Origin of the sequence: Streptococcus mitis (assembly GCF_026782895.1) — a bacterium.
GTDB lineage: Bacteria > Bacillota > Bacilli > Lactobacillales > Streptococcaceae > Streptococcus > Streptococcus mitis_CB.
Window position 1 is genome coordinate 1 of the sequence record NZ_JAKUXJ010000004.1, and the last position, 20,005, is coordinate 20,005.

The following is a 20,005-nucleotide window of genomic DNA, read 5'->3' on the forward strand; positions in this document are numbered from 1 at the left end:
GGACAAATGACTGCCAATTATTCAACACGTGAATATCGTGAGAAATTATATGATGATCTTCATGTTCGATTAAGAGATACAGTGATTTTGATGTGTGCGATTTTTATAGCCTCTATCGGTCTAAATATGAATTCAACAGCTGTCATTATTGGAGCCATGCTGATTTCACCTCTCATGACACCGATTGTTGGACTGGGATTCGGTTTAGCTATTTTTGATACGCGTTTAATCAAGCAATCTCTAGAGGTTTTATTGACTCAAGTGTTGGTCAGTTTGCTTGTCTCGACTCTGTATTTCTGGATTTCTCCCTTGTCTTATGCAAGTAGCGAGTTGATCGCACGAACCTCTCCAACCATTTGGGATGTTCTCATTGCTATTGCTGGTGGGATAGCAGGTTTCATTGGTTCAAGGAAAAAAGAAGCAAACAATATCGTACCAGGAGTAGCCATCGCAACAGCTCTGATGCCACCTATCTGTACTGCAGGTTACGGTTTAGCTAATGGAAATGTACGATTTTTATTTGGAGCTCTTTATCTTTTCTTGATCAACTGTGTCTTTATCATGCTAATCAACATTGTTGGAACAAGAATTATGATGAGAAAATCTCCCTTAAGTTCATTTAAAGAGCTAAACATTAAAATGAGAATTGGATTGATATCCTTGATTGTATTATTGATTCTTCCAGCCAGCTATTCAGCAGTCACTCTGACGATAGATCAAGCGCGAAAAGAAGGAATCAAACAGTTTGTAGGAAAAGAGTTCGCCAATCATACGGTCATCAATCAAGTCTACAAATCAAGAAACAATGAGTTGGTCTTGACGGTTGTTGGAGATCCGATTTCAGAAGAAGAATTAGAGACGCTCCACCAAAAACAAGCCTCTTACGGTATTCAATCTGTTCAATTGAAAGTCAATCAAGTTCATAATTCGACAAAATTAGACAGTGATACGACCAAGGAATTTTATGAAACCATTAACAAGTATATCGATCAAAAACTCTCTGAAAAAGATTCACAAAAAGATCTCGTAAAAGAAAATGAAGCAGACAAGGATTGAGGATATTGACCTTATCTAACTCATGAAAGCAAATCTTGTGTGGTGGTTTGGTCAATCACTACTAGCTCGGATTAAATAAAATATAAAAAGCAACAGCTGTTTCAGTTGTTGCTTTTTAGGTAGTTAGGATTTTATCCCAGGTTTTATCTCTTATTTCTCAACGCGTGATTTGTTGGCGATATCAGCTAGGATAGCTTGAACAAAATCATCTACTGAGACAGTTTGTGTTTCTTTTTGGCCGTAGCGACGAACGTTGACTGTTCCGTCTTCCATTTCCTTGTCCCCAACGATTAATTGGTAAGGAATCTTGCTTGTTTGTGAAGCACGAATCTTGAACTGCATTTTTTCATTGCGCTCATCTACATCTGCACGGACACCGCGGTCACGGAGTTTCTTAGCCACTTCCCAAGCGTAGTCCACGTGTTTTTCGTTAGATACTGGGATGAGGGTTACTTGGTGTGGTGCAAGCCATGTTGGGAAGGCACCCTTGTAGTTCTCAATCAAAATAGCTGTGAAGCGTTCCATAGTTGAGATAACTCCACGGTGGATCATAACTGGACGGTGCTCCTCACCATCAGCTCCGATGTATTTGAGGTCGAAGCGTTCTGGAAGCAAGAAGTCAAGTTGGATAGTAGAAAGAGTTTCTTCTTTTCCAAGAGCGGTCTTAACTTGAATATCCAATTTTGGTCCGTAGAAGGCTGCTTCACCTTCGGCTTCAAAGTAGTCCACGCCCATTTCATCAAGAGCTGCACGAAGCATGGTTTGGGCATTTTCCCACATTTCATCGTTATCAAAGTACTTGTGAGTATCTTGAGGGTCGCGAAGAGAGAGACGGAAGCGGTATTCAGTTAAGTTGAAGTCCTCATAAACATCGATAATCAACTGAAGGGCACGTTGGAATTCTTCTTGGATTTGTTCTGGGGTCACAAAGAGATGACCGTCGTTGAGAGACATTTCACGTACGCGTTGAAGACCTGTGAGGGCACCTGATTTCTCATAGCGGTGCATCATACCGATTTCAGCGATACGGATTGGCAATTCACGGTAAGAGTGAACATGGTGTTTAAAGACTTGGATGTGGTGCGGGCAGTTCATTGGACGAAGGACGAATTCTTCCCCGTCACCCATGTCCATAGTTGGGAACATGTCTTCTTGGTAATGATCCCAGTGACCGGAAGTCTTGTAAAGCTCAACAGAAGCAAGTGGTGGAGTGTATACGTGTTGGTAGCCAGAAGCCAACTCTTTGTCTACGATGTAGCGTTCCAATTCACGACGGATAGTCGCACCATTTGGCAACCAGAATGGAAGTCCTTGACCAACCTCTTGTGAAATCATGAAGAGGTCAAGCTCTTTACCAAGTTTACGGTGGTCACGTTCTTTGGCTTCTTCACGCATTTGAAGGTAGTTTTTCAAGTCTTTCTTGTCAAACCAAGCTGTACCGTAGATACGTTGCATCATAGCATTGTCGCTATTTCCACGCCAGTAAGCACCTGCTACATGGAGAAGGTGGAAGATTTGGATACGACCTGTTGATGGAACGTGAGGGCCACGGCAAAGGTCCACATATTCACCCTGACGATAGATAGTCAAACCACCTTCGTCTTCAGAGTGTTCTTCAATCAATTCCAACTTGTAAGGGTCATTCTTGAAGATTTCACGGGCTTCATCTTTAGTCACTTCTTCACGAATAGATGGGAAGTTTTCTTTGACAATTTTTTGCATTTCTTCTTCGATACGAGGAAGATCTTCGTTAGAGATTTGACCAGCTGTGTTGTCAGTATCGTAGTAGAAGCCGTCTTCGATGGCTGGACCAACTCCCAAGTGAATGTCTGGGAAAAGACGACGAGCTGCTTGGGCGAACAAGTGAGCTGCTGAGTGACGCAAGATTGGAAGGGCATCTTCGTGATCAGGTGTCACGATTTCGATGCTTCCATCTTCAGTGATGGCACGAGTAGTGTCGATGAGTTTGCCGTTGAATTTACCAGCCAAGGCCTTTTTAGCTAGAGAATTGCTGATAGATTGGGCAATTTCAAAAGTTGTCACGCCAGATTCGAATTCACGAACAGCGCCATCTGGGAAAGTAATGTTAATCATGATGTTCTCCTTACTTATATTATTGACGAATGTGTGAACCCTATTTTAAAAACAGGGACAGAGGATTGTGAAAGCTAGAAAAACAAAAAGCGACCTCCTCGAAAGGACGTCGCAACGTGGTTCCACCTTCATTTATGTACCTCAAAAGAGAGGGACACCTCTGATTGGCTCTAACGTGGCCGCCGTTTTATGTTTTCATAAAAAACTCAAGAGTAGTATCAGTTTAGGCTCTCTATGCGTTTCCAGCAACCACGCACTCTCTAGTAGAAAGGGACTAAGTGACTTGTCTCTATGGATTATTATAGCATGATTGTGAGATTTTTCAAGGATTTTGTAGAATTTTTTGAATTTCCTTGTTGGAAAGGTGTTGGCAATCAGATATGGTAATATTAGAAGAAGTTGATACTCTTAATGATGCTAGTGAAGCAAAGAGAAAGAAAGTAAATCTGTTGACAAAGAAGTTAGTTATTGGTAGAATAGGGATTGTCGTAAAGACAAATAACTTCTTCTTGGTTGCAGGCATGCCAACCTGTCACTCGGATGAAGCCAAATAAAAAGGAGAAACATCATGGCAATCTCAAAAGAGAAAAAAAATGAAATCATTGCACAATATGCACGTCACGAAGGTGATACAGGTTCAGTAGAGGTTCAAGTTGCTGTCCTTACTTGGGAAATTAACCACCTTAACGAACACATCAAACAACACAAAAAAGACCACGCTACTTACCGTGGATTGATGAAAAAAATCGGTCGCCGTCGTAACTTGCTTGCATACTTGCGTAAAAACGACGTTAACCGTTACCGTGAGTTGATCAACTCTCTAGGACTTCGTCGCTAATCTTGCGTCTAAACCGTTTCTATACTTCGTTGGCTTCGGCTCGATGTACCATTAGTACAATCTTCGCCTCGTCGCCTAGTCTATAAACGGTTTATCCAGCAAGACTGTAGCTCTCTGATTTTCAGAGGGCTTTTTACGTTGTCACCTTACCTCGATATACTCAAGTATAATCTTCGGTTACGGTTCCTAGCATTGTAAGGGAAAATAAACCAGAAGGATCTCCCTTTGGGGAGATTTTTTTGTTTCACTGAAATTTTCGTACGATCTTCGCCTCGTCACCTAGTCTATAAAAGGTTTATCCAGCAAGAATCATGATGCTAAGGGCGTAAGAAATCCGTATGAAAATAGGGAAACGACACCGTGTTCGATGAACACAAGGAGTTCCATCTTTTTCACTAGGATTTTAGCCTGAGCTCAAATCAGCTCTCTGACTTCAGAGGGCTTTTTTATTGAGGTTTTATCGGTCACAATTTTGGAGACTACAAAAACCTCAAATTGTATCAGCTAATTACACCATAAAGGTGCGTAGCTACTCGGCTTGAAAAGCCGAGTAGCTGTCTGCAAGCCCCCTCGGAGAGCCCACACTTTACGAAGTAAAGTATAGTATGTTATACTTTACATGGAAGTGGTCACCGAATTCCAGTTAGAAATTACTTTGTAACTACTTTTTGAGGAGGAGTAAAATGCTTTCCTATGTTCGACATTACCCACTAGCGATAGCTAAATTAATGTGTCTGTGCTCTCCTAAAATCTGCTGATTTATTACTGACCAATACAGGAGGTTTTTTATGGGACAGACAATCATATCTGCTATTGGTGTTTATATTTCCACCAGTATCGATTATTTAATTATTTTATTTATTTTATTTGCACAGCTATCACAGAATAAACAAAAATGGCATATTTATGCGGGGCAATATCTAGGCACAGGCTTACTTGTAGGGGCGAGTTTAGTTGCTGCTTATGTCGTTAATTTTGTGCCTGAAGAATGGATGGTTGGATTGCTTGGTTTAATCCCTATCTATTTAGGGATTCGCTTTGCAATTGTTGGAGAAGGTGAGGAAGAAGAGGAAGAAGAGGAAGAAATTATTGAAAGATTAGAACAAAGCAAGGCAAATCAACTGTTTTGGACAGTTACATTGCTAACAATTGCGTCTGGCGGAGATAATTTAGGTATCTATATACCTTATTTTGCTTCGTTAGATTGGTCACAGACCCTCGTGGCGTTGCTTGTGTTTGTAATCGGCATAATTATCTTATGCGAGATTAGTCGGGTGTTATCCTCTATTCCGTTAATATTCGAGACAATTGAAAAATACGAGCGAATCATTGTGCCCTTAGTATTCATTGTACTTGGACTATACATCATGTATGAAAATGGCACGATAGAGACTTTTCTGATCGTGTAGATTTTTTTGTTTCACTAGGATTTTAGCCCGAGTTCAAATTAGCTCTCTGACTTCAGAGGGCTTTTTGCGTAGGCACCTTACCTCGATATACTCAAGTATTATCTTTGGTTACGGTTCCTAGCACTGTATGGAAAAACCAACCATAATTTTTCTGATTTTAATTGTATTTTTTCCATAGCTTGTTACACAGTTGAAAATATGGTATACTTTTCATGAGAATTTTCTAAATTTTTAATATTCTATCAAAGGAGGTTTGCATGCTTTCCAAATTTTCTGGAAGCCGACAAGACCAGCAATTTCTGTTACTTTTAGTTATTTTGCTAGGTATTTTAGGGATTTCTCTCTTTCTAGCAGTTTCAATGGGATCTGTTGCGATTGATCTAGGAGATACCTATCGGATTATTTTGAGCAGGTTGGGATTTCCTCTTGAGATAGGAGAGGTTTCCAAGTCTACTCTTGCCATTGTATGGAACATGAGATTCCCCCGAGTATTGTTAGGTCTGATAGTAGGAGCAGGCCTTTCTATGTGTGGTAGCGTGATGCAGTCTACAGTGAACAACCCCATCGCAGAGCCTTATGTCTTAGGAATATCTGCAGGTGCAACTCTAGGTGCAACCTTGAGCATCATTCTTGGTTTAAAAGTGATGATTAGCCTTGGAGCTTTTCTTGGAGCTATTTTGGCAACAATTGCTGTCCTCATCATTGCCTCTATGCAGGGAAGAATGACGACTTCTAGTCTGATCTTATCAGGAACGGTAGTCAACGCTCTCTTTCTGGCTTTTTCCAACTTTATTATCTCAGTCGGAGCTAATGCGGATAGTGTGATGACCATTAAGTTTTGGACAATGGGCTCGCTTGCTGGGACTTCCTGGGCAGACTTGGTCCTGCCAACTATGGTAGCAGGAATGGCCTTTCTATTTTTCTCTACTCAGTATCGTGTTTTCAATGCGATGATGATGGGAGATGAGGCTGCTTTAACTTTGGGAATTCCCTTACGCTTTTATTGGTATCTTTATGTGACCATGGTGGCTGTGCTGACAGCAGTCTTAGTGGCAACATGTGGAATTATTGGATTTGTCGGTCTGATTACTCCACATTTAGCTCGAGGGTTAGTAGGAACGAATTACAAGAGGCTTTTTCCCGTTGCAACCTTGCTGGGTGCCCTCTTTGTCATCTGGGCAGACGTACTCTCTCGTATCATCATTCCAAACGCAGAGCTTCCTATTGGTATTTTCACAGCCTTAGTAGGTGCTCCCTTCTTTATCTACATTGTTGGAGGTAGGCGAAGGGAGGTGAGGGCCTGATATGGACTTGATTTGTCAGGATATCCATTTTGGACTGGGAGAGAAAAAAATCCTCAAAGGAGTCTCTCTTAAGGTTGAAGGGAATCAATTTCACACGATATTAGGACCAAATGGAAGCGGGAAAACCAGTCTACTTAAACTCCTCTATCGTCAGGAAAAGGCGGACAAAGGCTTGATAAGCCTAGATGGAAAGCCTCTGGAACAATGGAGGCTCAAAGAAACAGCCAAGCAAATGGCAGTTGTCACCCAGTTTAACCAGCTGCAGTTTGATTGTACAGTTGAGGAAATCGTCTTGCTGGGAAGAACTCCCCACCTCTCTTTTTTACAGAAGGAAAGGGAAAGAGATTTTACACTCGTTCAAGATGCTCTCGTTAAGGTGGATATGCTTGAGAAGAAAACTCGTCTCTATTCGTCTCTGTCAGGGGGAGAGAAACAGCGAGTCTTATTAGCCCGCGCCTTGGCGCAAGAACCGACTCTCTTACTCCTAGACGAACCAACCAATCACCTGGATATCAAGTATCAGCTAGACTTGTTAGCCATTGTGAAAAATCTCAAGGTCAATGTTCTAGCTGTCCTACATGATATTCAACTTGCTTGTCGCTATTCGGATTATCTCTATCTGATGAAAGAGGGGGAAATCCTTTACCAAGGGACTCCAAAGGAGACCATCACCCCTGAGTCATTGCAAACTGTATACGGAGTTCAAAGTCAGGTTACTTGGACCGAGGATCAGCAAGCCATGATTCACTATTTATAAGAATGAAAAGGAAAACAAGATGAAAAAAACACTCAGTATTTTACTCGTAACAGTAGCTACCTTAACTTTGGCAGCTTGTGGTAACACTACTACAGAAAAGGCTACCACACAGTCTAGTACAGAAACAAGTCAAAAGGCTAACGCAGAGACGACTTATCCGCTAACTATCAAAACTTATGATGCTAAGGGAAATGAAGTCGAACAAGTCTTTGACAAGGCACCTGAAAAAGTTATCACCAACAATCTTTCAACCACTGAAATCTTATTGGAGTTGGGGTTGAAGGATAAAATTGTTGGCATGCTCAATCCAGACAATGCTGTGACGGACAAATACAAGGACGCGATTGCGACGATTCCTCAAATTGGGGATAAAAAAACAGTCTCACAAGAGACAGTCCTTTCTTATGAGCCAGACGCTGTGATGGGTCGAAACATGATGTTTTCTGAAAAATCCTTGGGGACAGTTAGCACTTGGAATGAAAACAAAATCCCAGTTTATACTCAAAAAGCTTCTCTCTCAACAATTCAGCAAGATTTGGGGAATATCGTAGAAGATGTCAAAAATCTTGGAATGATTTTTAATGTTCAGGACAAGGCCAATGAATACGCAGCCCAATTACAAACTAAAATTGACGCTGTTAAGAAAGCAAATCCAGCAAGCCAAGGTGAAAAGAAAAAGGCTTTGATTATGGTTGCTTATAATGATGAAACCTTCGGTGCCTACAAGTCTGCTTTGCAAGAAAGTTTGCTGAACCAACTTGGTTATACAAACGTTGCTACGGGGACATCAGGCTTGACCTTGGAAAACCTCGTGTCAATGGATCCTGAATTGATTATCTATGTAACCAGCGATCGCAATAAAAAATTGGATGAAAAAGCAGTAGAGTTGATGAAGGCAAATGCTGTTTTGGAAAGCGTTCCTGCTATTAAGAATCAAAAAATCATGACTATATCTTACGATGAGTTGATGGATTACGGTCCAGCAGTGATTGATTCCCTTGAGAAAATCAATGACTTTATCAATAAATAATGAGTTTGATTGGGAAGGAATCCAAGTCAAGGTCAGTCTTCCTTCAACCTATGATCCCAATCAAATCTATCCAGCGATTCTCTTGAATGATGGAAACTTGGACTTCCTATCGTCCCTTTCAGAATCTGTGATTTTAGTGGGCTTGACCTCTAAAAATCGCCTAGATGACTACACTCCTTGGAAAGCAGCTGCTCTGAGAGATGGGGCTCCAGATTTTGGCGGTCAGGCAAATGCCTATCATGAACATTTATTTGGAGGTCTTTTAGATAAGCTGCACTCGCTTTATCGTCTGGACGAAACTCGCCTTGCTTATGGAGGTTATTCACTAGGTGGTTTGGTGGCAGTCTACAGTCTTTTCAGCTTTGACAAGGTTTCCTGTGTCTTTTCGATCTGCGGTTCCTTTTGGTATCCTGATTTTGTGACTTACTGCAAGGATGAGAATGTGAAAAATTTGGATTGTTTGCTGTATTTACAGAATGGTCAAACAGAAGGAGCACACCATATTAATCGCTTGGCTCAAGCACCAGCCTATGCTGAACAGATCCATACCGATCTTCAAAAACGCTATCCGAAAGGTCAGTTTGTCTTTGATCCTTATGGGCACCATGAACAAGTGGCTGAGCGATTTCTAGCCTTTTCCGGCTGGTTGGCACAAAAATGGAAAATCAAATAAAAGAATTATCCCTTGGCTTTTGCCAAGGGATTGTTGTATTTTTTAACCAAGAGCCTCTCTTTTCTTATCTGGATTCCAGACGAAGCTTGCGATAAAGCTAAAGATGATGGTTAAGATAGCAAGGATAATGGCAAGGATGAGGGCAGGGATGCGGATAAACCACCAGAGTGGGTTCGGTTTTTTATCGTTGTGCCATTGTTTAGTTTCTTGGTCCAGACGTTGGAATTCTGTTTGGATACGGTCTGCAACCATTTCGATTCCTTCATCATTCATTTTCTTGATGTCTGAAATATCGATTGGATTTCCAAAGTTCATGTCGACACGTTCACGGCTAACCAAGCCCTTCAAAGTCATGGGACCTGTGTAGGTAACTGGCATGATACGAACCTTGGCCATTTTGGCAATCAGGGCTACGCCACCCTTAACATCGTTTGAGTGACGGCTTCCACTTGGAAACATGATGAGAGAGCGGTCACTTTTTTTTAGGACATTGATAGGATATTTTATGGCAGAGGCGCTAGGATTTTCACGGTCGATAGGAAAGGCACCACACATACGAATCCACCAACCAAAAATACGGTTAGTAAAGAGTTCTTTTTTGGCCATAAAGATGAACTGTTTTGGCTTAGTCGCAAAGGCCATATAAACTGGATCCCACCAGGTGCGGTGAGGCGCAACCAGGATATAATTTTCATCTTGATTAGGAATTTTATCGGTATTATGGTAGTGGGCATTGCCATTGATGGACCATAGTAGCAATACAACCAATCCACGTAAATAAGTATAAAACATGCGATCTCCTTCGATTCTTTTCTTGTTAATATTATACCTTATCAAAGGAGGGCTGGCAAACTTTTTCCCTTGACTAGGTGCATATTTGGGATGAGATTAGAATTCTTTTAGAAAAAATGATATGATAGAATTTATGGATAAAAATAAGATTATGGGATTAACCCAAATAGAAGTCAAGGAAAGACAGGCTAAGGGCTTGGTCAATGATTTTACCGCATCGGCTAGTACCAGCACTTGGCAAATCGTTAAACGAAATGTCTTTACTCTTTTTAATGCTTTGAACTTTGCTATTGCTTTGGCACTAGCCTTTGTGCAGGCTTGGAGCAATCTGGTCTTCTTTGCTGTTATCTGCTTTAACGCCTTTTCTGGTATTGTGACCGAGCTGCGGGCTAAACACATGGTAGATAAGCTCAATCTCATGACCAAGGAAAAGGTCAAAACCATTCGTGATGGACAGGAAGTTGCCCTCAATCCTGAAGAATTGGTGCTAGGAGACGTCATTCGTTTGTCTGCTGGGGAGCAGATTCCCAGTGATGCCTTGGTTCTGGAAGGATTTGCGGAAGTCAATGAAGCCATGTTGACGGGGGAAAGTGATTTGGTGCAAAAGGAAGTTGACGCCTTGCTTTTGTCAGGAAGCTTCCTAGCAAGTGGGTCAGTTTTGGCTCAAGTCCACCATGTCGGTGCTGACAACTATGCTGCCAAACTCATGCTGGAAGCCAAAACTGTGAAACCGATCAACTCCCGTATCATGAAATCGCTGGACAAGCTAGCTGGTTTTACTGGGAAGATTATCATTCCCTTTGGTCTGGCTCTCTTGCTAGAAGCTTTGCTTTTAAAAGGCCTACCTCTCAAGTCATCCGTTGTAAATTCATCGACAGCCCTTTTGGGGATGTTACCTAAAGGAATCGCCCTTTTGACCATCACTTCGCTCTTGACTGCGGTGATTAAGCTGGGCTTGAAAAAGGTCTTGGTGCAGGAGATGTACTCTGTTGAAACTCTGGCGCGCGTGGATATGCTCTGTTTGGACAAGACAGGTACCATCACCCAAGGAAAGATGCAGGTAGAGGCCGTTCTTCCGCTGACGCCAACTTATGGTGAAGAGGCTATTGCCAGCATCCTGACTAGCTACATAGCCCATAGTGAGGATAAAAATCCAACTGCTCAAGCTATTCGACAGCGTTTTGTGGGAGAAGTTACTTATCCTATGATTTCTAATCTGCCTTTCTCAAGCGACCGCAAGTGGGGAGCCATGGAGTTAGGAGGTCTGGGGACAGTTTTCTTAGGTGCCCCTGAGATGTTGCTGGACTCTGAAGTCCCCGAAGCCAGGGAGGCCTTGGAGAGAGGGTCACGTGTCTTGGTCTTAGCTCTCAGTCAGGAGAAATTAGACCATTACAAACCACAGAAACCATCTGATATTCAGGCTCTAGCCTTGCTGGAAATCTTGGACCCTATTCGAGAGGGAGCGGCAGAGACGCTGGACTATCTCCGTTCTCAGGAAGTGGGGCTCAAGATTATCTCTGGTGACAATCCAGTTACGGTGTCCAGCATTGCCCAGAAGGCTGGTTTTGCAGACTATCACAGCTATGTAGATTGCTCGAAAATTACGGATGAGGAATTGATTGATATGGCTGAGGAGACAGCTATTTTCGGACGTGTTTCCCCTCATCAAAAGAAACTCATCATCCAAACGCTGAAAAAAGCGGGTCATACAACAGCTATGACAGGAGACGGAGTCAATGATATTCTGGCCCTTCGTGAGGCGGATTGCTCTATCGTAATGGCGGAAGGAGACCCGGCAACACGTCAGATTGCCAATCTGGTTCTCTTGAACTCTGACTTTAATGATGTTCCTGAGATTCTCTTTGAAGGTCGTCGGGTGGTCAATAACATTGCCCACATCGCCCCGATTTTCTTGATAAAGACCATCTATTCTTTCTTGCTCGCAGTTATCTGTATCGCCAGTGCTTTACTAGGTCGGTCTGAGTGGATCTTGATTTTCCCCTTCATTCCAATCCAGATTACCATGATTGACCAGTTCGTGGAAGGTTTCCCACCATTCGTTCTGACTTTTGAGCGAAATATCAAACCTGTTGAGCCAAACTTCCTCAGAAGATCTATGCTTCGTGCTCTACCAAGTGCACTTATGGTTATCTTCAGCGTCCTCTTTGTGAAAATATTTGGAAGTAGTCAAGGTTGGTCTGAGTTAGAAATCTCAACCCTACTCTATTATCTCTTGGGGTCAATTGGTTTCTTATCCGTATTTAGAGCCTGTATGCCATTCACCCTCTGGCGAGTCCTCTTGATTGTTTGGTCAGTAGGAGGCTTCCTAGCCACAGCTCTCTTCCCAAGAATCCAAAAACTGCTTGAAATTTCAACCTTAACAGGACAAACATTACCTGTTTATGGTGTCATGATGTTGGTCTTTACCGTAATTTTCATCCTGACTAGTCGCTATCAATCCAGAAAATAAAGAAAGGCTGCAATCTGTGGATTGCGGTCTTTTTAGGTACAAGATTGCCAGCTGAAATGTGGTATAATAAGAGGTAATAGAGTTTTGGAAAGTGAGAGAAAATGATTTCAAAGAGATTAGAATTAGTGGCTTCCTTTGTGCCACAGGGAGCCATTTTACTCGATGTGGGAAGTGACCATGCTTATCTGCCTATCGAGTTAGTCGAAAGAGGCCAAATCAAAAGCGCCATTGCAGGTGAGGTGGTGGAAGGTCCCTATCAGTCTGCTGTCAAAAATGTTGAGGCTCACGGTCTAAAGGAGAAAATCCAGGTTCGTTTAGCCAATGGCTTGGCAGCCTTTGAAGAGGCAGACCAAGTGTCGGTCATTACCATTGCTGGTATGGGTGGTCGTTTGATTGCTAGGATTTTAGAAGAAGGATTGGACACGTTAGCTAATGTAGAACGATTGATCCTCCAGCCCAATAATCGTGAAGACGACTTGCGTATTTGGTTACAAGAGAACGGATTTCAGATTGTAGCTGAAAGCATCTTAGAAGAAGCTGGCAAGTTTTACGAGATTTTGGTTGTGGAAGCAGGGGAAATGAAGTTATCAGCTAGTGATGTTCGCTTTGGACCTTTCTTGTCCAAAGAAGTTAGTCCAGTCTTTGTCCAAAAATGGCAAAAAGAAGCTGTTAAGCTAGAGTTTGCCCTCGGACAAATCCCAGACAAAAATCTGGAAGAACGTCAAGTTCTAGTAGATAAAATTCAAGCCATCAAGGAGGTTCTTCATGCTAGCAAGTGAAGTCATTAACCGATATGAAGCTTATTGTCCTCAAGAATTTTCTATGGAAGGAGACAGCCGTGGACTGCAAATTGGAACTTTGGACAAGGATATCCAAAGTGTCATGGTTGCTCTGGATATTCGTGAAGAAACGGTGACTGAAGCCATTGAAAAGGGTGTGGACTTGATTATCGTCAAGCACGCGCCGATTTTCCGTCCCATCAAGGACTTGGTAGCCAGCCGTCCACAAAATCAGATTTACATTGATCTCATTAAGCATGACATCGCAGTTTATGTCAGCCATACCAATATTGACATCGTTGAAAATGGCCTCAATGATTGGTTCTGTCAGATGCTAGGTATCGAGGAAACGGCTTATCTGCAGGAAACTGGCCCTGAACGTGGAATTGGACGTATTGGGAATGTTCAGCCTCAGACATTTGGGGAATTGGCCCAGAATGTCAAGCAAGTCTTTGGTCTAGATAGTCTTCGAATGGTGCATTATCAAGAGAGCGATTTGCAGAAGCCTATCTCAAGAGTGGCCATCTGTGGTGGTAGCGGGCAGTCTTTCTATAAGGATGCTTTAGCTAAAGGAGCGGATGTCTATATCACTGGTGATATTTACTACCACACTGCTCAGGATATGCTGTCTGATGGCTTGCTAGCCTTGGACCCAGGTCACTATATCGAAGTGCTTTTTGTAGAAAAAATTGCAGAGCTTCTTAATCAATGGAAAGAGGAAAAAGGCTGGACAATCGATATTGTACCTAGTCAAGCATCGACCAATCCTTTCCACCATATCTAGTTAGAAAGTGAAGACAATGAAAAAAGTTGCCATTATCGGAGCAGGGATTGTGGGAGCAACAGCTGCCTACTACCTCTCGAAAGAAAGTGACCTAGAGGTGACCGTTTTTGACCATGTACAAGGTCAAGCTACCAAGGCCGCAGCGGGAATTATCAGTCCTTGGTTTTCCAAACGCCGAAATAAAGCCTGGTACAAAATGGCGCGCTTGGGGGCTGACTTTTATGTGGATTTATTAGCTGATTTAGAGAAGTCAGGGCAGGAGATTGACTTTTACCAGCGTTCGGGAGTTTTTCTCTTAAAGAAGGACGAATCCAAGCTAGAAGAACTTTATCAACTAGCCCTGCAGCGTAGGGAAGAATCTCCTTTAATAGGTCAGTTAGCTATTTTGGACCAAGCCTCAGCTAATGAATTATTCCCTGGCTTACAGGGATTTGACCGCCTGCTCTATGCTTCTGGTGGAGCAAGAGTGGATGGTCAACTCTTAGTGAATCGTTTGCTAGAAGCTAGTCAAGTCAAGCTGGTCAAAGAAAAAGTGAGTCTGACACCTTTAGCGTCAGGTTACCAGATTGGTGAAGAGGTGTTTGATCAGGTTGTTTTGGCGACGGGAGCTTGGTTGGGACACCTGTTAGAGCCTTTAGGTTATGAAGTGGATGTTCGTCCTCAGAAAGGACAACTCCGAGATTATCAGCTTGACCAAGACATGGAATCCTACCCTGTTGTCATGCCGGAAGGAGAGTGGGATTTGATTCCTTTTGCAGGTGGGAAATTGTCCCTAGGCGCTACCCATGAAAATGATATGGGATTTGATTTGACGGTGGATGACACCTTGCTCCAACAAATGGAGGAGGCGGCCTTGCCTCACTATCCAGTTTTAGTTAGAGCGACTTCAAGAGCTGAGCGTGTAGGAATCCGAGCCTATACCAGTGATTTCTCACCTTTCTTTGGACAGGTACCTGGCTTAGAAGGTGTCTATGCAGCCAGTGGCCTAGGTTCATCAGGCCTCACAACGGGTCCTATCATCGGTTACCATCTAGCCCAACTTATCCAAGGAAAGGGATTGACCTTGGACCCAGTAAACTACCCAATTGAAAACTATGTCAAACGAGTAAAAGGCGAATAAGATTTTACTGAAATTTTAGCTCACTCCCTAGGATGGCAAATGACATTCCCTATCAAAAATGGTAAAATAAGAAAAAATCCGAGAATCGAGGAAAGAAGATGCAAGAAAAGATTTTGGTAACGGGTGGAGCTGGTTTTATCGGAACCCACACTGTTATTGAGTTAATCCAAGCAGGTCATCAGGTTGTTGTGGTGGATAACCTTGTCAACAGCAACCGTAAAAGTTTAGAAGTTGTTGAAAGAATCACAGGAGTTGAAGTGCCTTTCTATGAGGCAGATATCCGTGATACGGATACTCTCAGAGATATTTTCAAGCAAGAAGAACCAACGGGTGTCATTCACTTTGCTGGTTTGAAGGCTGTGGGGGAATCTACCCGTATCCCTCTTGCCTATTATGACAACAATATCGCAGGAACTGTTAGCCTTTTGAAAGTCATGGAAGAAGCCAACTGTAAAAACATCATTTTCAGTTCTTCTGCGACAGTTTATGGAGATCCTCATACAGTGCCAATCTTGGAAGATTTCCCACTTTCAGTGACCAATCCATACGGTCGCACTAAGCTTATGCTAGAGGAAATTTTAACGGATATTTACAAAGCAGACTCAGAATGGAATGTTGTCTTGCTTCGTTATTTCAATCCAATCGGAGCCCATGAGAGTGGTGATTTGGGAGAAAATCCAAACGGTATTCCAAACAACCTCTTGCCATATGTAACTCAAGTAGCCGTTGGGAAATTAGAGCAAGTGCAAGTGTTTGGAGACGATTACGATACGGAAGACGGAACTGGTGTTCGTGACTATATCCACGTTGTCGATTTAGCTAAAGGTCACGTTGCAGCTTTGAAAAAAATTCAAAAAGGTTCAGGTCTAAACGTTTATAACCTTGGAACAGGTAAAGGCTACTCAGTTCTTGAAATTATCCAAAACATGGAAAAAGCAGTGGGACGTCCCATTCCTTACCGCATTGTGGACCGTCGCCCAGGTGACATCGCAGCCTGCTACTCAGATCCAGCAAAAGCCAAAGCAGAACTCGATTGGGAAGCAGAACTAGATATCACCCAAATGTGTGAAGACGCATGGCGTTGGCAAAGCAAGCATCCAAATGGATTTGAAGACTAAGATGGTGATGTCAATCATTGTCCCCTGTCTAAACGAAGAGGAAGTACTTCCTCTTTTTTATCAGGCTTTGGAAACTTTACTTCCAGATTTGGAAACAGAAATCGAGTATGTCTTTGTCGATGATGGATCAAACGATGGAACCTTGGAACTTTTAAAGGCCTATCGGGAGCAAAATCCGGCAGTACATTATATTTCTTTCTCTCGAAATTTTGGCAAAGAAGCGGCTCTGTATGCAGGTTTGCAATATGCGACAGGAGATCTGGTGGTGGTAATGGATGCAGACCTCCAAGATCCTCCTAGTATGTTGCTTGAGATGAAAGCCTTACTAGATCAGAATGCAGACTTGGACTGCGTTGGAACACGGAGAACTAGTCGGGAGGGAGAACCCTTCTTTCGCAGTTTCTGCGCCAATCTCTTTTACCGCCTCATGCAAAAAATCAGTCCAGTAGCCCTGCCGTCAGGTGTTCGTGATTTTCGCATGATGAGAAGGTCTGTAGTCGATGCCATTTTAAGTTTGACCGAGTCTAATCGTTTTTCTAAAGGAATCTTTGCTTGGGTGGGTTTTAAAACCCACTATCTGGACTATCCAAATGTCGAAAGGCAGGCTGGCAAGACCAGTTGGAGTTTTAGGCACCTCTTTTTCTACTCCATTGAAGGGATTGTTAATTTTTCAGATTTTCCCTTGATTATCGCCTTTGTGGCTGGTCTCCTATCTTGTTTTATTTCTCTGCTTATGACCTTTTTTGTTGTGGTTCGGACTCTCATTTTGGGCAATCCGACATCAGGTTGGACCTCTCTGATGGCTGTTATTCTCTTTCTTGGAGGCATTCAACTCTTGACCATTGGGATTCTCGGCAAATATATTAGTAAGATTTATCTAGAGACTAAAAAAAGACCACTTTATCTCGTCAAAGAAAAAAGTGACCTTCCTGATTTTACAGAAAAAAATAAAGAGAAAAGACTATAATTTTGCATGGAAATATGCTAAACTAGAAGGAGTGGAACGTTCTTGTTGATATTAAAGTTAATCTTTAATCAAGGCACGTGTCGGACAGTTTCTAACAGCTTCTACGACGTCCTGGCTAGGAGAGATTTCTTTTTCTAGTTGGTCAGGGTCATCGTAAAAACGCACGATTCCATTATCGTGGTAATCAAATAATTCAGAATAAGTTTGGCAAAGCCCACAGGCAATGCAACGTTCAGGTATAAGTGTAATTTTCATATTTATATTGTAATAAGAAAAGTAAAAAAAAACAAGGAGTAAGTTATGGCAAAAGAACCGTGGCAAGAAGATATTTATGAGAATCAAGAAGAAACAAGATCAGAACGTCGTAAGAGAGAACAAGGTGGAGGAGTGCTGGCTAATCGTATCTTGACTATTTTAGCAAGTATTTTCTTTGTGATTGTAGTCGTGATGATTATTGTTCTGATCTATCTTTCATCGGGTGGGAGTAATCGCACGGCAGCCTTGAAAGATTTTCACGATTCAGATACAAAAGTAGAGCAAGTTTCTTCTACTTCTAGTAGTAGTTCAGAGCAGGCATCTTCTAGTTCAGAGGAGAAGGTAGAAGAGTCATCTAGTAGCTCAGAACATCCAACTGATCCAGAAGGAACTACAAAAGTCTTAGCTGGAGAAGGAGAAGCAGCCATTGCCGCTCGTGCAGGAATCTCGATTGCTCAGTTAGAGGCTTTGAATCCTGGGCATATGGCTACAGGATCTTGGTTTGCTAATCCAGGTGATGTTGTCAAAATCAAATAGGAGTTGATATGAAAACAATTCAAATTGCTATTGACGGTCCTGCTTCAAGTGGCAAGAGTACGGTCGCAAAGATTATTGCCAAGGATTTTGGATTCACCTACCTAGATACAGGTGCTATGTATCGTGCAGCGACCTACATGGCTCTCAGGAACCAATTAGGAGTTGAACAAGTTGAAGAACTCTTAGACTTATTGGACCAGCATCCAATTAGTTTTGGGCGTTCAGAAACTGGGGAACAGCTTGTCTTTGTAGGAGATGTGGATATTACCCATCCTATCCGTGAAAATGAAGTGACCAATCACGTTTCTGCTATTGCGGCGATTCCTGAAGTTCGTGAGAAACTAGTTTCTCTCCAACAAGAGATTGCCCAGCAAAGTGGGATTGTCATGGACGGTCGCGATATTGGGACTGTTGTATTGCCACAAGCAGAATTGAAAATTTTCCTAGTAGCTTCGGTAGATGAAAGAGCAGAGCGTCGTTACAAGGAAAATATTGCCAAGGGAATTGAAACAGACCTTGAAACCCTAAAAGAGGAAATTGCTGCGCGTGACTACAAGGATAGTCATCGTGAGACTTCGCCTCTCAAACAAGCAGAGGACGCTGTCTACCTTGATACAACTGGCTTGAACATTCAAGAAGTAGTTGAAAAAATCAAAGCAGAAGCTAAAAAAAGAATGTAGATGTAGAAAAGCCGATAGATTGATATCGGTTTTTTTCTATATTTGTCAAAATGCTGATTTTAAGGTATAATAGTTGCTGTTCGAGAAATTTTGATTTTCAAAGAATAGTGAATGATGATAAGGAGAAACCATGAACAACCTACCAAATTGCCCAAAATGTAACTCAGAGTATGTCTACGAAGACGGTGCCCTACTGGTTTGCCCAGAGTGTGCTTATGAGTGGAATCCTGCTGAAGTTGCAGATGTAGAAGAGGGCCTTGTTGCTATCGATGCCAACGGGAATAAATTGGCTGACGGTGATACTGTAACCCTCATCAAGGACTTGAAAGTAAAAGGTGCGCCAAAAGATTTGAAACAAGGGACGCGCGTGAAAAATATCCGCATCGTAGAAGGCGACCACAATATCGACTGTAAAATTGATGGCTTTGGTGCCATGAAACTCAAATCAGAGTTTGTGAAGAAAATTTAAGCATGTCAAAACACTATAAACTTGTATTTTATAGCCGTATCTTCTTGTTTCTAGCGGCTTTTACGGGAGTTTATCTTGAAATCGCCAAGCATGGTGGCTTTGGGATGTTGCTCTATTATACGGTTCTGTCCAACCTTTTAGTCGCGATTTTTACGCTCTATCTCCTAAAGGTTATGAGCCGTTTAGGTGACAACTGGCAAAGATCAAGTCTCTTGCGCTTAAAAGGTGGAGTCACTATGAGTATCATGATTACCTGTGTGATTTACCATTTCCTCCTGGCGCCCATTGCGACTAATTTTTATACTCTAGAAAATTTCCTTTGCCACTATATCGTTCCCCTCTGGTTTTTAGCAGATACCCTCTTTTTTGACAAACAGGGTCAATACAAAATCTGGGATCCAGTTGTGTGGACAATTTTACCCTTACTTTATATGATTTTTGCTCTTTTTAATGGCTTGGTACTGAAACTTGATGTTCCTAATTCTAAGGTCAGTCCCTTCCCTTACTTCTTTTTGAATGTGAACAAGGGGTGGGATGTCGTGTTCAAGTGGTGTCTGATTATATTTGTTGCCTATATGGTGGCAGGATTTATCTTCTACTTTATCAAGCAAATAAAGAGAAAGTCATCCTAATACTCTTCGAGAATCTCTTCAAACCACGTCAGTTTCGCCTTGCCGTATATATGGTTACTGACTTCGTCAGTTTCATCTACAACCTCAAAGCAGTGCTTTGAGCAACCTGCGGCTAGCTTCCTAGTTTGCTCTTTGATTTTCATTGAGTATAAGACACAAGGGATTCATTTTCGAGTTTAAGAAGGAGTCTGTACACTAAAGAGGCTTCTTCTTTTCTTGCTTGTTTGATAACTATCAAAAA

Annotated in this window: 20 protein-coding genes; 17 read left to right on the forward strand and 3 right to left on the reverse strand. The window is 42.2% G+C overall.

The genetic code is table 11. The features are described from left to right. Positions 1-6: 6 nt before the first annotated feature. Entirely contained in the window at positions 7-1,056 is a 1,050-nt protein-coding gene (locus MK480_RS04095; RefSeq protein WP_268707409.1) for a DUF389 domain-containing protein, read from the forward strand. A gap of 150 nt (positions 1,057-1,206) precedes the next feature. Here MK480_RS04095 and thrS read toward each other — a convergent pair whose 3' ends face one another. Next, complete coding sequence (gene thrS / locus MK480_RS04100; RefSeq protein ID WP_000608345.1) at positions 1,207-3,150, reverse strand: threonine--tRNA ligase; 1,944 nt, start codon at positions 3,148-3,150, stop codon at positions 1,207-1,209. Positions 3,151-3,718: 568 nt separating this feature from the next. Between thrS and rpsO the strand changes: the two genes are divergently transcribed. The 6 genes from rpsO to MK480_RS04130 all read left to right on the forward strand — a co-directional run bounded on the left by rpsO (position 3,719) and on the right by MK480_RS04130 (position 9,161). Next, positions 3,719-3,988: a 30S ribosomal protein S15 gene (gene rpsO, locus MK480_RS04105; RefSeq protein ID WP_001018251.1), complete on the forward strand. Its 270-nt coding sequence runs from the start codon at positions 3,719-3,721 to the stop codon at positions 3,986-3,988. A 788-nt stretch (positions 3,989-4,776) separates the two neighbouring features. After that, positions 4,777-5,397, forward strand: coding sequence for a CadD family cadmium resistance transporter (locus MK480_RS04110; protein WP_060628622.1), 621 nt, complete (start codon positions 4,777-4,779; stop codon positions 5,395-5,397). Positions 5,398-5,654: 257 nt separating this feature from the next. Continuing rightward, complete coding sequence (locus MK480_RS04115; protein WP_268707222.1) at positions 5,655-6,701, forward strand: FecCD family ABC transporter permease; 1,047 nt, start codon at positions 5,655-5,657, stop codon at positions 6,699-6,701. Between the two features lies 1 nt (position 6,702). After that, on the forward strand, positions 6,703-7,458 hold the full coding sequence (locus MK480_RS04120) for an ABC transporter ATP-binding protein (RefSeq protein WP_268707223.1): 756 nt from the start codon (positions 6,703-6,705) through the stop codon (positions 7,456-7,458). Positions 7,459-7,477: 19 nt separating this feature from the next. After that, positions 7,478-8,488 (forward strand): ABC transporter substrate-binding protein, encoded by a 1,011-nt coding sequence (locus tag MK480_RS04125; protein WP_268707224.1) that lies wholly within the window; start codon positions 7,478-7,480, stop codon positions 8,486-8,488. Next, positions 8,469-9,161 carry an alpha/beta hydrolase-fold protein gene (locus MK480_RS04130; protein ID WP_153198726.1) on the forward strand — a complete coding sequence of 231 codons (693 nt, stop codon included), beginning with the start codon at positions 8,469-8,471 and terminating at the stop codon, positions 9,159-9,161. Before MK480_RS04125 ends, MK480_RS04130 begins: the two co-directional genes overlap by 20 nt. A gap of 42 nt (positions 9,162-9,203) precedes the next feature. Here MK480_RS04130 and MK480_RS04135 read toward each other — a convergent pair whose 3' ends face one another. Beyond that, a complete protein-coding gene (locus MK480_RS04135; protein ID WP_064275970.1) occupies positions 9,204-9,953 on the reverse strand; it encodes a lysophospholipid acyltransferase family protein in 750 nt (249 codons plus the stop codon). Between the two features lie 133 nt (positions 9,954-10,086). On the opposite strand from MK480_RS04135, the gene MK480_RS04140 reads away from it, so the two are divergent. The 6 genes from MK480_RS04140 (at position 10,087) to MK480_RS04165 (ending at position 17,191) form a co-directional block, all read left to right on the forward strand. Further along, positions 10,087-12,423, forward strand: a complete 2,337-nt coding sequence (locus MK480_RS04140; protein ID WP_150922532.1) for a cation-translocating P-type ATPase — start codon at positions 10,087-10,089, stop codon at positions 12,421-12,423. A 101-nt stretch (positions 12,424-12,524) separates the two neighbouring features. After that, the gene (locus tag MK480_RS04145; RefSeq protein ID WP_150922533.1) at positions 12,525-13,202 is read left to right on the forward strand and encodes a tRNA (adenine(22)-N(1))-methyltransferase; all 678 of its coding nucleotides are present in this window, start codon (positions 12,525-12,527) and stop codon (positions 13,200-13,202) included. Beyond that, positions 13,189-13,986, forward strand: a complete 798-nt coding sequence (locus MK480_RS04150) for a Nif3-like dinuclear metal center hexameric protein (RefSeq protein WP_150922534.1) — start codon at positions 13,189-13,191, stop codon at positions 13,984-13,986. The genes MK480_RS04145 and MK480_RS04150 overlap by 14 nt, the downstream gene beginning before the upstream one ends. Positions 13,987-14,002: 16 nt before the next feature. Then, entirely contained in the window at positions 14,003-15,106 is a 1,104-nt protein-coding gene (locus tag MK480_RS04155) for an NAD(P)/FAD-dependent oxidoreductase (RefSeq protein WP_153198727.1), read from the forward strand. Between the two features lie 98 nt (positions 15,107-15,204). Further along, positions 15,205-16,224: a UDP-glucose 4-epimerase GalE gene (gene galE / locus MK480_RS04160; RefSeq protein WP_261011136.1), complete on the forward strand. Its 1,020-nt coding sequence runs from the start codon at positions 15,205-15,207 to the stop codon at positions 16,222-16,224. A 1-nt stretch (position 16,225) separates the two neighbouring features. Then, positions 16,226-17,191, forward strand: coding sequence for a glycosyltransferase family 2 protein (locus MK480_RS04165; protein ID WP_326845938.1), 966 nt, complete (start codon positions 16,226-16,228; stop codon positions 17,189-17,191). Between the two features lie 57 nt (positions 17,192-17,248). Here MK480_RS04165 and MK480_RS04170 read toward each other — a convergent pair whose 3' ends face one another. Continuing rightward, positions 17,249-17,446, reverse strand: coding sequence for a ferredoxin (locus MK480_RS04170; RefSeq protein ID WP_004235080.1), 198 nt, complete (start codon positions 17,444-17,446; stop codon positions 17,249-17,251). 45 nt (positions 17,447-17,491) lie between these two features. Here MK480_RS04170 and MK480_RS04175 point away from each other — a divergent pair, with 45 nt between their 5' ends. The 4 genes from MK480_RS04175 to MK480_RS04190 all read left to right on the forward strand — a co-directional run bounded on the left by MK480_RS04175 (position 17,492) and on the right by MK480_RS04190 (position 19,764). Continuing rightward, positions 17,492-17,983, forward strand: coding sequence for an SAG1386/EF1546 family surface-associated protein (locus MK480_RS04175; protein ID WP_247927761.1), 492 nt, complete (start codon positions 17,492-17,494; stop codon positions 17,981-17,983). A gap of 8 nt (positions 17,984-17,991) precedes the next feature. Next, positions 17,992-18,663: a (d)CMP kinase gene (gene cmk / locus MK480_RS04180; RefSeq protein WP_247927762.1), complete on the forward strand. Its 672-nt coding sequence runs from the start codon at positions 17,992-17,994 to the stop codon at positions 18,661-18,663. A gap of 130 nt (positions 18,664-18,793) precedes the next feature. After that, positions 18,794-19,132: a zinc ribbon domain-containing protein YjdM gene (locus MK480_RS04185; protein ID WP_001061596.1), complete on the forward strand. Its 339-nt coding sequence runs from the start codon at positions 18,794-18,796 to the stop codon at positions 19,130-19,132. Between the two features lie 2 nt (positions 19,133-19,134). Beyond that, positions 19,135-19,764 (forward strand): Pr6Pr family membrane protein, encoded by a 630-nt coding sequence (locus tag MK480_RS04190; RefSeq protein ID WP_084925646.1) that lies wholly within the window; start codon positions 19,135-19,137, stop codon positions 19,762-19,764. Positions 19,765-20,005: the final 241 nt, after the last annotated feature.

Bases quoted from the DNA above. Each gene is read 5' to 3' on its own strand.
- MK480_RS04115 (WP_268707222.1), top strand. From the start codon at position 5,655: ATGCTTTCCAAATTTTCTGGAAGCCGACAAGACCAGCAATTTCTGTTA.
- MK480_RS04170 (WP_004235080.1), bottom strand. From the start codon at position 17,446: ATGAAAATTACACTTATACCTGAACGTTGCATTGCCTGTGGGCTTTGC.
- MK480_RS04145 (WP_150922533.1), top strand. From the start codon at position 12,525: ATGATTTCAAAGAGATTAGAATTAGTGGCTTCCTTTGTGCCACAGGGA.
- MK480_RS04150 (WP_150922534.1), top strand. From the start codon at position 13,189: ATGCTAGCAAGTGAAGTCATTAACCGATATGAAGCTTATTGTCCTCAA.
- MK480_RS04135 (WP_064275970.1), bottom strand. From the start codon at position 9,953: ATGTTTTATACTTATTTACGTGGATTGGTTGTATTGCTACTATGGTCC.
- MK480_RS04140 (WP_150922532.1), top strand. From the start codon at position 10,087: ATGGATAAAAATAAGATTATGGGATTAACCCAAATAGAAGTCAAGGAA.
- MK480_RS04185 (WP_001061596.1), top strand. From the start codon at position 18,794: ATGAACAACCTACCAAATTGCCCAAAATGTAACTCAGAGTATGTCTAC.
- MK480_RS04110 (WP_060628622.1), top strand. From the start codon at position 4,777: ATGGGACAGACAATCATATCTGCTATTGGTGTTTATATTTCCACCAGT.
- MK480_RS04125 (WP_268707224.1), top strand. From the start codon at position 7,478: ATGAAAAAAACACTCAGTATTTTACTCGTAACAGTAGCTACCTTAACT.
- cmk (WP_247927762.1), top strand. From the start codon at position 17,992: ATGAAAACAATTCAAATTGCTATTGACGGTCCTGCTTCAAGTGGCAAG.
- MK480_RS04120 (WP_268707223.1), top strand. From the start codon at position 6,703: ATGGACTTGATTTGTCAGGATATCCATTTTGGACTGGGAGAGAAAAAA.
- MK480_RS04190 (WP_084925646.1), top strand. From the start codon at position 19,135: ATGTCAAAACACTATAAACTTGTATTTTATAGCCGTATCTTCTTGTTT.
- MK480_RS04175 (WP_247927761.1), top strand. From the start codon at position 17,492: ATGGCAAAAGAACCGTGGCAAGAAGATATTTATGAGAATCAAGAAGAA.
- MK480_RS04095 (WP_268707409.1), top strand. From the start codon at position 7: ATGACTGCCAATTATTCAACACGTGAATATCGTGAGAAATTATATGAT.
- MK480_RS04130 (WP_153198726.1), top strand. From the start codon at position 8,469: ATGACTTTATCAATAAATAATGAGTTTGATTGGGAAGGAATCCAAGTC.
- MK480_RS04165 (WP_326845938.1), top strand. From the start codon at position 16,226: ATGGTGATGTCAATCATTGTCCCCTGTCTAAACGAAGAGGAAGTACTT.
- thrS (WP_000608345.1), bottom strand. From the start codon at position 3,150: ATGATTAACATTACTTTCCCAGATGGCGCTGTTCGTGAATTCGAATCT.
- galE (WP_261011136.1), top strand. From the start codon at position 15,205: ATGCAAGAAAAGATTTTGGTAACGGGTGGAGCTGGTTTTATCGGAACC.
- MK480_RS04155 (WP_153198727.1), top strand. From the start codon at position 14,003: ATGAAAAAAGTTGCCATTATCGGAGCAGGGATTGTGGGAGCAACAGCT.
- rpsO (WP_001018251.1), top strand. From the start codon at position 3,719: ATGGCAATCTCAAAAGAGAAAAAAAATGAAATCATTGCACAATATGCA.